The 12586-nt window shown below is 61.5% G+C and carries 12 protein-coding genes; 3 read left to right on the top strand and 9 right to left on the bottom strand.

Going from position 1 to position 12586, the window contains the following annotated elements; all coding sequences use genetic code 11:
• Positions 1-33 precede the first annotated feature (33 nt).
• Positions 34-603, bottom strand: a complete 570-nt coding sequence (locus HJB82_RS14005; protein ID WP_221140272.1) for a flavodoxin family protein — start codon at positions 601-603, stop codon at positions 34-36.
• Positions 604-824: 221 nt separating this feature from the next.
• Here HJB82_RS14005 and HJB82_RS14000 point away from each other — a divergent pair, with 221 nt between their 5' ends.
• Positions 825-1730, top strand: coding sequence for a LysR family transcriptional regulator (locus HJB82_RS14000; protein ID WP_221140384.1), 906 nt, complete (start codon positions 825-827; stop codon positions 1728-1730).
• 510 nt (positions 1731-2240) lie between these two features.
• On the top strand, positions 2241-3143 hold the full coding sequence (locus HJB82_RS13995) for an NADP-dependent oxidoreductase (RefSeq protein ID WP_221140270.1): 903 nt from the start codon (positions 2241-2243) through the stop codon (positions 3141-3143).
• A 103-nt stretch (positions 3144-3246) separates the two neighbouring features.
• Here HJB82_RS13995 and HJB82_RS13990 read toward each other — a convergent pair whose 3' ends face one another.
• The 4 genes from HJB82_RS13990 to HJB82_RS13975 all read right to left on the bottom strand — a co-directional run bounded on the left by HJB82_RS13990 (position 3247) and on the right by HJB82_RS13975 (position 6029).
• Positions 3247-3669, bottom strand: a complete 423-nt coding sequence (locus HJB82_RS13990) for a helix-turn-helix domain-containing protein (protein WP_221140268.1) — start codon at positions 3667-3669, stop codon at positions 3247-3249.
• 86 nt (positions 3670-3755) lie between these two features.
• Positions 3756-4739, bottom strand: a complete 984-nt coding sequence (locus HJB82_RS13985; RefSeq protein WP_221140266.1) for an aldo/keto reductase — start codon at positions 4737-4739, stop codon at positions 3756-3758.
• A gap of 91 nt (positions 4740-4830) precedes the next feature.
• Positions 4831-5550, bottom strand: a complete 720-nt coding sequence (locus tag HJB82_RS13980; RefSeq protein ID WP_207582974.1) for a carboxymuconolactone decarboxylase family protein — start codon at positions 5548-5550, stop codon at positions 4831-4833.
• Between the two features lie 104 nt (positions 5551-5654).
• Complete coding sequence (locus HJB82_RS13975; RefSeq protein ID WP_207582975.1) at positions 5655-6029, bottom strand: DUF2255 family protein; 375 nt, start codon at positions 6027-6029, stop codon at positions 5655-5657.
• A gap of 117 nt (positions 6030-6146) precedes the next feature.
• Here HJB82_RS13975 and HJB82_RS13970 point away from each other — a divergent pair, with 117 nt between their 5' ends.
• Positions 6147-7040, top strand: coding sequence for a LysR family transcriptional regulator (locus HJB82_RS13970; RefSeq protein ID WP_207582976.1), 894 nt, complete (start codon positions 6147-6149; stop codon positions 7038-7040).
• A gap of 22 nt (positions 7041-7062) precedes the next feature.
• Here the strand turns inward: HJB82_RS13970 and edd are convergent, their stop codons facing one another.
• The 4 genes from edd to HJB82_RS13950 form a co-directional block, all read right to left on the bottom strand.
• The gene (gene edd, locus HJB82_RS13965) at positions 7063-8886 is read right to left on the bottom strand and encodes a phosphogluconate dehydratase (RefSeq protein WP_207582977.1); all 1824 of its coding nucleotides are present in this window, start codon (positions 8884-8886) and stop codon (positions 7063-7065) included.
• Positions 8887-8963: 77 nt separating this feature from the next.
• Entirely contained in the window at positions 8964-9662 is a 699-nt protein-coding gene (gene pgl / locus HJB82_RS13960; RefSeq protein WP_221140264.1) for a 6-phosphogluconolactonase, read from the bottom strand.
• 10 nt (positions 9663-9672) lie between these two features.
• Positions 9673-11148, bottom strand: coding sequence for a glucose-6-phosphate dehydrogenase (gene zwf / locus HJB82_RS13955; RefSeq protein WP_007633233.1), 1476 nt, complete (start codon positions 11146-11148; stop codon positions 9673-9675).
• A gap of 134 nt (positions 11149-11282) precedes the next feature.
• Complete coding sequence (locus HJB82_RS13950; RefSeq protein ID WP_207582979.1) at positions 11283-12581, bottom strand: FAD-binding oxidoreductase; 1299 nt, start codon at positions 12579-12581, stop codon at positions 11283-11285.
• Positions 12582-12586: the final 5 nt, after the last annotated feature.

The following is a 12586-nucleotide window of genomic DNA, read 5'->3' as shown; positions in this document are numbered from 1 at the left end:
TCATACTCCTTGGTGGGGATTGTAGGGCTGAGTTTATGCGAGCTGAAACCGGCCTGTGGTCTCCGCCACGCGACGGCCCAGGTAAGTGGCCGTCTTGAGGTCGCTCTGGATAGGCGTGACCTCGGCTGCCTGATCGTTGTTCGACTGGGTCATGACGCCGAGCCAGCTTCCATGACGGTTGAGATCGTCCACGCTGCCGGTGCTGCTGGCGTTACCAGGCATAATGTCGAGACCAACCCAGATCATCCCGTGCTGGGCCGCAAACAGCGCCATTGAGACGAGTGAGTTGAGCTTGTCACCGTGCTGCGCGCCCGAATTGGTGAAGCCGGCAGCGATCTTGTTGCGCCACTTCTGTTCAAACCACGCCGTTTTCGTGGAATCCTCGCAGAACTGCTTGAACCTTGCGCTGATCATGCCGCTGTAGGTCGGCGACCCGAAGATGATCGCGTCGCTCTTTTCCAGCGCCGTCCAATCTACCGGACCTTCGGCGACGGCGACGATGTTCACTTCCGCCCCCTGGATTTCCCAAACGCCTTCAGCGACGGCTTCCGCTACACGCGCGGTATGGCCATAACCGCTGTCATATACGATCGATATTAGCATTCTCACGCCCTTCCATTTGACCGAGATTCACGCACGACGGGAGGATGATGCTGATCCAATGTCAGCAGTGACCACCTGGATCGGGACCGTCTCGAAAATATCGTTTGCTTCGCGGCGGTTGTATCGTAGAATGGTCAAGACCATTAGAAATCATTTTTCTCTTCTTTGGTTCCTGTGATTCTACAATCAATGGATTTGCTATTCTGGAGGCCCTGCCCGGCATGCGTGACCGATTCGATGGCGTGCAGATCTTCGTTGAGGCGGTCGAAGCGGGCGGCTTTGCAAAAGCGGCCGATCGGCTGAAGCTGACGCGCTCCGCGGTCGGCAAGGCGATTGCGCGTCTGGAGGAGCGCCTTTGCGTCCGGCTGTTTCACAGGACGACCCGCACACAAAGCCTGACGGAGGATGGTCAGCAATATTACGAGCGTTGCATTCGTGCCATCGACGAACTGCGCGCCGGTGAGTCTCTCCTGGAATCTGGCCGGCGCGAGGTCGCCGGCAGGCTCCGCGTCTCGCTTCCGGTTCTGTTCGGCCGCTACTGCGCGGCGCCGATTTTACGCGGCTATGCTCGCCAGCACCCGAAGCTTGAACTTGAACTCAGCTTCAACGACCGCCAGATCGATCTGATCGCCGACGGCTTCGATCTTGCCGTCCGCAACGGCAATCTTGGCAACGGAACCTCACTACACGCCCGGCGGCTGGTCAGCCAGCGCAAGGTGCTATGTGCCTCACCGGCCTATCTTGCCGCACGCGGGGAACCTCGCTCCATCGCGGACCTCTCGGAGCATGACCTGCTTGTTTACTGGCGGGGTGATCATGGCCTCGCATGGCAGCTGCCTGACGCGACCGGGGCTCTCATCGATATCTCCGTCACATCCCGGCTGCGCTTGGACGACCTTGAAGTCATCGCCGATGCCGCGTTCGATGGCATGGGGCTTGCTTGGCTTCCTCATTGGCTGGTCCGGGACCGCATGCGCACAGGGGAACTTGTCGAATTGTGGGGAGACCGCCCAAGCGCTGCGATGGAGTGCTATGCGGTCTGGCCAAGCACCCAGTATCTGCCGCTGCGGTCGCGACTGGCGATAGACGCACTTGCTGCGGAATTGCCGAAGCGCTTCGAACCCTGATATTGTCGGCCTTGATCACATTGGCTTTTGCTTCGCCGTGAACTGCCGAGTGCGAAAGAACGAGCCGTCGCATGCGCTCTAATTTCTCGGTCTTTGTTCGTGGCAACTCGCCCTGACGCCCTCTTCTCAATCATGACGCGGCTGTCGCCGCAACGGCCTCTCCGAAGCTGGAACAACGACGCTGTTTTGACGCCCAGTTCGTGCCCACGCAGCGCGAAGCGGTTACTGCGCGGTCACCTGGTTGGGAAATACTGCCTCCTTCACAGCTTCCGTGGCCTCGTCTAACTACCTCGAACGGCAGCCAGCCGAGAAGAATGGTCATGGCGACGTCAAGCAATGTGAGGTTTTCATGGTCCGAATGAACCGGCTCGCGAGCTATGCCGGCGCAGCTCATATCTGCCGACAGGGTGCCTCGACAAAATGGACAAGACGGTCGGTCATCGTGCTGATCCCTTTGGCTGTCGATATCTTCCTCCCAACCCTTTTAACAATATGACAAGGAGCACTCGGATGAGGGCTGTACGTTTTCATGAGTATGGTGGTCCGGACGTTTTGACGGTCGATGAGGTCGAAATTCCCGAACCGCAGGCGGGTCAAGTACGCATCGCGGTCAAGGCGGCCGGCGTCAATCCAATCGATTGGAAGCTCCGGGCAGGCTATATGCGCGAGCACATGCCGCTCACGCTGCCTGCCGGGACTGGTTTGGAAGCGTCAGGCGTGGTCGATGCCATCGGTGAAGGCGTAACCGGCGTGTCGGTCGGCGATGCCGTGTTCGGTAAGGGCCATGACACGATGGCCGAGTTCGCGATCCTGCACCAATGGGCGCACAAGCCGGATGACCTCTCGTTCGAGGAGGCGGCGGGGTTCCCGATTGCGGTCGAGACGGCGTCGCGGATCATCGACGAGGTCGGCGTGAAGCCCGGTGAGACGCTGCTGGTCAGCGGCGCCGCGGGCGGGGTAGGATCTGCCGCGATCCAGTTGGCCACCAGCGCCGGCATCCGCACGATCGGCACGGCGAGCGAGCCGAAGCATGCATATCTGCAATCGTTGGGCGCCGTGCCGACGACCTATGGCCCCGGCCTGCACGAGCGGGTGGCGGCGCTTGCACCTGATGGCGTGCAGGGTGCGCTCGACATCGTGGCCTCCGGTGCCATCCCGGACCTGGTGGCGATCACCGGTGATCCTTCCAAGGTCATATCGATCGCCGATTTCACGGCCGCGGAACATGGCGTGAGAAACTCGTTCGATCCGAGGGACGCGGTGCCTGCGCTGGAACAGGCCGCGGTATTGCACTTTGCAGGATCCTTTACCCTGCCTGTTGAGCGAACTTTTCCGCTCGATCAGCTTGCCATGGCGCATGAACAAAGCGCTCAGGGCCACGTCACGGGACGTCTTATCATCACGGTCGCTTGACTGTAACGTCGCGAGGCGCTCTGCGCCTCGCTTCACGATCTTTGGCTGGCACGACTATCCTGCGTTCATGCTAGCAATTGAAGCTCTTGCCACACAATCGCTATTAGGGCGACGTGTCGTATCGATCTCGCGCCATACCGATCACTTCCTTGCTCTGCTCCACCCAGCGCACCAGCATCGTGAGCGGTTCGAAGATGGTGCGGCCGAGTTCCGTGAGTTCATATTCAACGCTCGGCGGATTGGTTGGGAAGACTGTGCGCAGAACCAGGCCATCCCGCTCGAGCGTCCGCAGGGTCTGCGACAACATCCGCTTCGAGATATCGGGAACCGCGCGGTTCACCTCGCTGAACCGGCGGGCATGTTCGGCCAGTGCAATCAGGACCAGCATCGTCCATTTGTCTCCCACGCGATCAAGAATATCCCTGACCGCACAGGTGGATGGCTCGCGGGTCGTTCCAGAGCGCTCCGCAAACATCCTCGCGAGTTGCAGATGATGCGGAGTAAGCGCCGTGTCAGCGTGTTCCATGTCACTTTCTCTTCGTCGGCCTATTTGCGATATATGTAGCAAACCTGCAAAGCCTATAACAGAAACCGACAAGCGTGGCACGTGGATCAGAGGCCGACCCGGCTGAGATGTTCCTCGGGATAACGTGCTCCCTCGATATGAATGTCTGCGGACCGGATCTCGCCGAGGTCCTCGGCCGTCAGTTGCACCTCGAGTGCGCCGACATTTTCCTCGAAACGCTCCAGCTTTCGAGTGCCGAAGAGCGGGACGATCCAGGGCTTCTGTGCAAGCAGCCAGGCCAGCGCCACCTGCGCCGGAGTTGCGCCGTGTCTGTCGCCGATGGCCTTGATGAGATCGACCAGCCGCTGGTTGGCTTTGCGGGCCTCCGTCGAGAAGCGCGGAATAGAGTTGCGCATGTCCGATGTGTCTAGCGCGGTGTCAGCGGCGATCTTGCCGGTAAGGAAGCCCTTGCCGAGCGGGCTGAATGGCACGAGGCCGATGCCGAGTTCTTCGAGCGCCGGCAGGATTTCCGCCTCTGGTTCGCGGGTCCAGAGTGAATATTCGCTTTGCAGCGCCGCCACCGGCTGGACCGCATGGGCACGACGGATCGACGACGGCCCGGCTTCCGACAGGCCGAACCAGTGGACCTTGCCCTCTCGGATCAAATCCTTCACCACGCCTGCCACGTCCTCCATCGGCACCTCCGGATCGACGCGGTGCTGGTAGAGAAGATCGATGTGGTCAGTGCGCAGGCGCTTGAGGCTGCCTTCCACAGCCCGGCGAATATGGTCGGGCTTGCTATTGACACCACCGTGATGAACGCCGGTATCGGGATCGACATCCCAGCCGAACTTGGTCGCGATCTTGACTTTGCCGCGAACGGGCTGGAGCGCCTCGCCGACCATCTCCTCGTTGGTGAATGGGCCATAGACCTCCGCCGTGTCGAAGAAGTCCATGCCGCGTTCGACGGCGGCCCTGATCAGAGCGATCATTTCCGCCCTGTCCGGCAGTTCCCGGGCTTTGCCGTATCCCATTGCGCCGAGCGACAGCGCCGAGACTTCCAGCCCTTGGCCTAGCTTACGTTTCTGCATAAAAATATCCTCCAGCTGCATGATTCAAGTTCAATGGAGTGCGGATGCAAGTCGGTCCGCGGCGGGACTTCATGCTGGGCCTCCTCTCGGTCTACTTGTCCCGACTTGCAAACACGTCTTTGACGACGGGCATCGCCGAGAAAACGCAGGGCCAGCCGGTATAAAAGGCAAGATGCGTCAAGGTTTCCGATGCCTGCGCCCTGGTCAGCCCGTTATCCATCGCGCGATTGAGATGGTAGGTGATTTGCGCCACCTGACCGGATGCTACCAGCGCGCTTACTGTGACGAGGCTTCGGTCGCGCGGTGCGAGCCCAGGGCGAAGCCAGAGATCCCTGAACAGAAGTTCGCCGGTGAAGTCCACCACGCCTTGGGATACGTCGCCGAAATTGGTTTGGACGGCCTCGGCGCGTTTGGCTTCCGACGCTTGGTCGAGGGGAAGGAGGGCAACAGGCTCCCGTGGCAACTGGCCTTCTCCGATGCCGCGCTCGGCGAAGATGCCCTTCATGATTTCCACGGCGAAGAATGCGTTCGACCATCCACTGTAGAACGCGAGATGCGTTATGATCTCTGAGATCTCGGTCGGTGTGATGCCGTTGTCCAAAGCCAGGTTGAAGTAATGGGTCATGCCGATCGTCTGGGCGCGCGCAATCAATGCCGAGACCGTTACTAGGCTGCGGTCTCTCGAAGACAGGTCCGGGCGTTTCCAGAGGTCGCCGACGATGGCATTCCGGGTATAGTTCGCCAAGGCTGGTGAAACGGCGCGGACGTCGTCGTCGGTCAGTGCGCTGCGAATAGGCGTTGAGGGTGACATTGTTCTTCCGATCGATGTTTTAAGATGGGTTCATGGCCAGGACTTGCGTCTCTCTTTCACTGATTGACGACCGTCGCTGTCGAAAATCGCCGGCGAGATCAGCCCTACTGTTCGAGCGGCGTGATCCGGATAGTGGCTGATCTGGCACGTTCGCCAATCATGGCGCCGAGATACGAGCTCGTCGCGTATTTGCTCCGGTACGCATCATCGATCGCCGCGTTGATCGCACCCTCGACGGGCGCGAATGCCACGTTTCTGGTCATTCCGGCGGCAATGATACGTCCGGCCCTCCGCTTGACCGCGGCCTGATGCCATCGCGACCGCTGGCCATGATAGGCGCGCACGTAGAGCTCTCCTTCTACTACGACGGACCAGATCCAGGTTGGAGTGCCATAGGTAGCGCCATCCTCGCGGAAGGGAGAGATGTGCAGGTCGTCGCTGTCCGCGATCTGCGCAAGTTCGGGTTCTGACCAAGCCATCGGTCCGCCTCTGCCTATGCGGCTGCATCCATGCGGCCATCGAAAGGCATTATAGTATCTGCCATTTCTTTCGATTAGACGCTAAAATAAGATTGAACTTATCTCGGAGATCAATAAATGCGTCGCGAAGAACTGGGCGACCTGATGGCCTTCCTCGCTGTTGCCGAAGAGAAGAGCTTCACCAGAGCGGCGGCCCGGCTCGGGACGTCTCAGTCTTCGCTCAGCCTCATCATCAAGCGCCTTGAGGAGCGGTTGGGGGTCAGGCTATTGACCCGCACGACAAGAAGTCTTGCACCAACCGATGCGGGCGAACAGCTGCTGTCGACCCTGGCCCCGGCGTTAGGTACGATCGAAGCCCGATTGGCTGCGCTCAGTGAGTTTCGGGACAAGCCGGCGGGGAGTTTCCGAATCACCGCGGGTCAGCACGCGATCGACACCATCCTATGGCCGAAGCTTTCGGCGTTTCTTCGTCACTATCCCGACATCAAGGTCGAACTGGTCGCAGAGTCGGCGCTGACGGACATCGTCGCCGAGCGGTTCGACGCCGGTGTCCGGCTCGGCGACCAGGTTGAGAAGGACATGATCGCCGTCCGCATCGGCCCGCTGGCACGCATGATCGTGGTGGCTGCGCCCTCCTGCTTCAAAGATCAGCCGCCGCCGAGTTCGCCGCAGGACTTGACGGCACACCGCTGCATCAACATACGCCTGCCGAGTTACGGCGGATTCTACCCGTGGGAGTTCGAACGCGACGGCCATGAGGTGCGGGTCCGGGTGGATGGACAGGTCGCCTTCAATGGCGTTCCACAGATCGTGAAAGCCGCTCTTGACGGATATGGCCTCACCTACGTCCACGAGGATGTCGTCCGAGAGGACCTTGAGAATGGCCGGCTCGTGCAGGTGCTGGACGACTGGTCGCCGCCGTTTCCCGGGTATCACTTGTACTATCCTTCACGCCGGCATTCCTCTCCAGCATTTACCTTGCTGGTGGAGGCGTTGCGGCATCACGACTAGGTATCCCGCCAAATAGCTGTAGCTAGTGGTGGAAGAGCACGCTGGCGCCCTGATCCGAAGGTCCGACGGCGCGACGGAACGGCGCGAAGAGTTCGCGGCCCATGCCGAATTCATTGTCGGAGAGATCGACGGTCACCGGCTCGCGCTCGGCCATATCGGCTGCATCGACGAGCAGCTCGAGCGTGCCCTTGATCGCGTCCAGGCGGATGATGTCGCCGTCGCGGATGCGGGCGATCGGGCCGCCGTCGACCGCCTCGGGCGTCACGTGGATCGCGGCCGGCACCTTGCCTGAGGCGCCGGACATGCGCCCGTCGGTCAACAGCGCCACGCGGAAGCCGCGGTCCTGCAGCACGCCGAGCGGCGGCGTCAGCTTATGCAGTTCCGGCATGCCGTTCGCCTTCGGCCCCTGGAAGCGCACGACGGCGATGAAATCGCGGTTGAGCTTGCCTTCCTTGAAAGCGTCCTGCAGCTCCTGCTGGCTGTGGAAGATGATCGCCGGCGCCTCGATGATGTGGCGTTCCGGTTTGACGGCGGAGATCTTGATCACCGCCTTGCCGAGATTGCCGCGCAGCATCTTCAGCCCGCCATTCGCCTGGAACGGCGTTTCGATGCTGGAGAGAACCTTGGGATCGACGCTCTTCTCAGGCGACGGTTCGCGCCGGACGGCGCCGTTTTCACCGAGCCGGGCGTCGACCGTATAGGCTTGGAGACCCTGGCCGAAGACGGTGCGCACGTCGTCATGCACCAGTCCGTGCTTCAGGAGTTGCTTGATGAGGAAGCCCATGCCGCCGGCCGCCTGGAAATGGTTCACGTCAGCAAGTCCGTTCGGGTAGACGCGGGCCAGCAGCGGGACGATTTCCGAAAGCTCGGCAATATCCTGCCAGGTCAGCTGGATGCCGGCCGCCCGCGCCATGGCGACGAGGTGCAGCGTGTGATTGGTAGAGCCGCCGGTGGCATGCAGGCCGACGACGCCGTTGACGACCGAGCGCTCATCGATCATCTCGCCCGCCGGCGTGAATTCGTTGCCGAGCGCGGTGATCGCCAGCGCCCGCTTGGCCGCCTCGCGCGTCAGCGCTTCGCGCAGCGGCGTGCCCGGATTGATGAAGGAGGAGCCGGGCATGTGGAAGCCCATGATCTCCATCAGCATCTGATTGGAATTGGCGGTGCCATAGAAGGTGCAGGTGCCGGGGCCGTGATAGGACTTCGATTCGGCTTCCAGCAGCTCGGCGCGACCGACCTTGCCCTCGGCGAAGAGCTGGCGCACGCGCGACTTCTCGTCGTTCGGCAGGCCTGTCGTCATCGGACCGGCGGGAACGAAGATCGACGGCAGGTGTCCGAAGGACAGGGCCGCAATCACGAGGCCCGGCACGATCTTGTCGCAGACGCCGAGGAAGAGGGCGGCGTCGAACATGTTGTGCGACAGGCCGATGCCCGCCGACATGGCGATCAGATCGCGCGAGAACAGCGAAAGCTCCATGCCCGGCTGTCCCTGGGTGACACCGTCGCACATCGCCGGCACGCCGCCTGCCACCTGCGCCACGCCGCCGGCCTGGGCGGCCGCCTCGCGGATGATCGCCGGATAGGTCTCGAACGGCTGGTGAGCCGAGAGCATGTCGTTATAGGCGGTGATGATGCCGAGATTGGGGATGCGGTCGCCGGCGAGCGCATCCTTGTCGGCGGGGGAACAGACCGCAAAGCCATGGGCAAGGTTGGCGCAGCCCAGCACCGAACGCGCGACACCCTTGGAGGCGGCGGCGCGCAGGCGTTCCAGGTAGCGCTCGCGGGTTGGTTTCGAGCGTTCGACAATGCGATCGGTGATCGCAGAAATGCGTGCATGAGCGGACATGGAAGATCCCTGCCTTGTTCGTTGTCTTATCTTGTTCGGCGGCTCTGGCCTGAATCTCGATCCGGATCGACGGCCGATCAGGGAGCCCAGTAGATCTCGACCGGGGAAGTGGCCCGGCGCAGAACGGCGCGGATCGGCATGTCTGCCTCTTCACCTTTGCCCTCTGCTTTGGCGAGAACGTCTTTTTTGCCTTCGCCCTCAATATGGAGAACCAGGAGTGCGGCATCCTCAAGACTGGAGAAGGTGAAGGTCAGGCGCGGCTCGCCGGCCCCTTCCGCTTCCATGGTGATGATGCCGCGCGGCGTCGATGCATCGAGCGCCTTGGCAAGATTGCTGCCGCCGGGAAAAAACGAGGCGGTGTGGCCGTCGCCACCCATGCCGAGGATGACGATGTCGAAGGGGGAACTGATTGCCCTGGTCTTCTCGGTCGCAAGCCTTGCGGCCTCCTCCGCGGAGGCCGTGTCCTGATAGAGAGGCAGGAAACGCGCCGCCTTGGCTTTGTTCTGTAGGAGATTGGCATCGACCAGCAGATGGTTCGAGCGCGCATTGTCGGCCGGCACGAAACGCTCGTCGACAAGTGTGATCGTCACCTTGTCCCAGGCGATATCGCGCGTCGACAGTGCCTGGAAGAACAGCTTCGGGGTCGAGCCGCCGGAAACGGCGATGGACGCCGTTGCGCGGGCGGCGATCGCCGCCGAAAGCGTATCGGCGACCTTGTCGGCGAGACTGCCGGCGAGAGCTGCGGGGCTGGCGAAGGAATGCAGGGTCGATGCCATCGGTTTCGTCCTAGATATCGTCATGCCAGGTGCGGCCGTCGCGCTCGATCAGCGCGATGGCCTGGCTCGGACCCCAGGTGCCGGCCGTATAGCCCTGCACCTGCTGGCCGGTGGTTTCCCAACCCTTGAGGATCGGATCCACCCATTTCCATGCGGCTTCGACTTCGTCGCGGCGCATGAACAATGTCTGGTTGGAGCGGATCACATCCATCAGCAGACGCTCGTATGCGTCGGGATTGCGCACGTTGAACGCCTGGGCGAAGCTCATGTCGAGCGAGACGTTGCGCAGGCGCATGCCGCCCGGGCCCGGATCCTTGATCATCAGCGACTGCTTGACGCCTTCATCCGGCTGCAGCCGGATAATCAGCTGGTTGGCAACGATGCGTCCGGCCGCCTGGTCGAAGATCGCATGCGGGATCGGCTTGAAGGTGATGACGATCTCGGACATGCGTCCGGTCAGGCGCTTGCCGGTTCTGATGTAGAAGGGAACGCCCGCCCAGCGCCAATTGTTGATCTCCGCCTTGATGGCGACGAAGGTCTCGGTGTTCGAGACGCCGCCTTCGAGCTCTTCGAGATAGCCCTTGACCGGGCCGCTGCCCGATGCGCCGGCGCGATACTGGCCGCGGACCGTCGCCTGCTCGACATTGGAGGCATTGAGCGGCTTCAGCGCGCGCAGCACCTTCAGCTTTTCGTCGCGAACGGCTTCCGAATCCATCGACGATGGCACTTCCATCGCCGTCAGGCAGAGCAGCTGCAGGATGTGGTTCTGCACCATGTCGCGCAATGCGCCTGCCGTATCGTAATAGCCGGCGCGGCCCTCAAGGCCGACTGCTTCAGCCACGGTGATCTGGATGTGATCGATGTAGTTGGCATTCCACAGCGGCTCGTAGAGTGCGTTGGCGAAGCGCAGCGCCATCAGGTTCTGCACCGTCTCCTTGCCGAGATAGTGATCGATGCGGAAGATCTGTTCTTCCTTGAAGGCACGGCCGATCGTGTCGTTGAGCTGCAGCGCCGAGGCGAGATCGCGGCCGATCGGCTTCTCGACGACGATGCGGGTCGACTTGGTGATCAGTTTGTGGTCGTGGATCTTCTGCGAAATGTCGCCGAAGATACCGGGCGCGACCGCGAGGTAAAAGGCGCGCACTCGATCCTTGCCCTCGTCGAGCAGCTTCTTCAGCTGATCCCAGCCGGTATCCGTGCGGGCGTCGACCGAGACGTAGTAGAGGCGGGCACAGAATTTCTCCACCTCCGCTTCGTCGTATTCACCCTTCTTCAGGTGCTCGTTCAGCGCGTCTTTGGCGAATTTGCGGTATTCCTCGTGCGTCAACGGGCTGCGCGAGGCGCCGATCACGCGGGTCGGTTCCGTAAACTGGCCTTCGATTTGGCGATGATACAGCGCGGGCAGAAGCTTGCGTTCGGCAAGGTCGCCGCTGCCGCCGAAGACGACATAATCAAAAGGCTCAACGGGAATGATCTGGCTGCTCATGAGCTTGTCTCTCAATCAGGCTGGTTGGCGGCTCTTTTAATCTAATCGATTTAAAAAAGCCAGTGTGCGGTGCAATGAATCTCTCAGGCGCCGGTTTTAGAGCGAATTTCCGGAAGAGGAAATCCGCAATCGGACTAAAATTTGTCGCGAAGCGCAAACCACGACAAGGCGAGGAAAAGCAACGGCGCCCGCATGCCGGCGCCGCCGGGAAAGGCAGGAATATCGAGCGATGTGAAGAGGTCGAGATCACCGGATTTTCCAAGCACCGTTTCCGCGTAGAGCTTGCCACAGTAGTTTGACAGCATGACGCCATGGCCGGAATAACCGCCGATCGAGATGACGCCGGGCATGACCTCGCGCACGAATGGCTGGCGCGGCATGGTGATGCCGACGCTGCCGCCCCAGGCATGGGTGATCTCGATATCCTTCAGGGCGGGATAGATCTCGGCGATCTGTCGGCGGATGTGCTCGGAAATGTCCTTCGGATTGTCCGACGTATAGGCTTCGCGTCCGCCAAACAGCAGCCGGCCGTCGCCGAATTTGCGGAAGTAGCGCACGACGAAGCGCGAATCGGCCACGGCCTCGCCGCCCGGCAGGACATCGGGATGCCCGTCGAGCGGGGCTGTGGCGCCGATGAAAGAGCGGATTGGCATAACATGTCTTGCGGTCACCGGTTCGAGGCCGTCGATATGGCCATCGCAGGCAATCAGCGCCCGATCGGCGGTGATCGTTCCCCTTTCGGTTTCGATCGTCACCTTGCCGCCACCCTGGCGGATCGCCTTTGCCGCGGTCATCTCGAAGATCGCAGCACCGGCATTGGCGGCGACCCGGGCCAGCCCCACCAGCAGCTTCAGCGGATGGATGTGGCCGGTGCCGACATCGCGCACGCCGCAATGAAACCGCTTCGAACCGAGCCGCTCCTGCGTTTCCTTCTCATCCATGAAACTGATGTGCGGATAGTCGTAACGCAGCGCGGCGATCTGGGCATTTTCGTAATAGGCGCGTTTGTAGCTCGCCTTGTGCGCGACGTTGAGCTGGCCGGGCACATAGTCGATCTCGATCTGGTGCTCGCGGGCGAAATCGATGAGATGGCGCTTGGCCGCCTCGGCAAGATTAAACAGCGCCTTCGAGCGTTCGTAGCCGATCTTCTCCTCGAGTTCTTCCGGCCACCATCGCTGGCCGGTGCCAAGTTGGCCGCCATTGCGCCCGGACGCCCCGTCACCGAAGCGGCAGGCTTCGATCAGCACCACCGAGACGCCTGCCTTGGCAAGATTATAGGCGGCCTGCAGGCCGGTATAGCCGCCGCCGATGATGGCGACGTCTACTGTTCTTGAGCCGTCGAGGGCGGCATAAGTGGGCCGCTCCCCGATGGTTGCCTGATACCAGGATAGTCCCGGCGAGATCGGGCTCTGCCACATCTCCTGCGATGCCATGACGG

The organism is Rhizobium sp. NZLR10 (assembly GCF_019685125.1).
GTDB lineage: Bacteria > Pseudomonadota > Alphaproteobacteria > Rhizobiales > Rhizobiaceae > Rhizobium.
This window is presented reverse-complemented; position numbering and strand designations above follow the sequence as displayed.

Coding starts and splice junctions, on each gene's coding strand:
- HJB82_RS14005 (WP_221140272.1), bottom strand. CDS start 603: ATGCTAATATCGATCGTATATGACAGCGGTTATGGCCATACCGCGCGT.
- HJB82_RS14000 (WP_221140384.1), top strand. CDS start 825: ATGCGTGACCGATTCGATGGCGTGCAGATCTTCGTTGAGGCGGTCGAA.
- HJB82_RS13995 (WP_221140270.1), top strand. CDS start 2,241: ATGAGGGCTGTACGTTTTCATGAGTATGGTGGTCCGGACGTTTTGACG.
- HJB82_RS13990 (WP_221140268.1), bottom strand. CDS start 3,669: ATGGAACACGCTGACACGGCGCTTACTCCGCATCATCTGCAACTCGCG.
- HJB82_RS13985 (WP_221140266.1), bottom strand. CDS start 4,739: ATGCAGAAACGTAAGCTAGGCCAAGGGCTGGAAGTCTCGGCGCTGTCG.
- HJB82_RS13980 (WP_207582974.1), bottom strand. CDS start 5,550: ATGTCACCCTCAACGCCTATTCGCAGCGCACTGACCGACGACGACGTC.
- HJB82_RS13975 (WP_207582975.1), bottom strand. CDS start 6,029: ATGGCTTGGTCAGAACCCGAACTTGCGCAGATCGCGGACAGCGACGAC.
- HJB82_RS13970 (WP_207582976.1), top strand. CDS start 6,147: ATGCGTCGCGAAGAACTGGGCGACCTGATGGCCTTCCTCGCTGTTGCC.
- edd (WP_207582977.1), bottom strand. CDS start 8,886: ATGTCCGCTCATGCACGCATTTCTGCGATCACCGATCGCATTGTCGAA.
- pgl (WP_221140264.1), bottom strand. CDS start 9,662: ATGGCATCGACCCTGCATTCCTTCGCCAGCCCCGCAGCTCTCGCCGGC.
- zwf (WP_007633233.1), bottom strand. CDS start 11,148: ATGAGCAGCCAGATCATTCCCGTTGAGCCTTTTGATTATGTCGTCTTC.
- HJB82_RS13950 (WP_207582979.1), bottom strand. CDS start 12,581: ATGGCATCGCAGGAGATGTGGCAGAGCCCGATCTCGCCGGGACTATCC.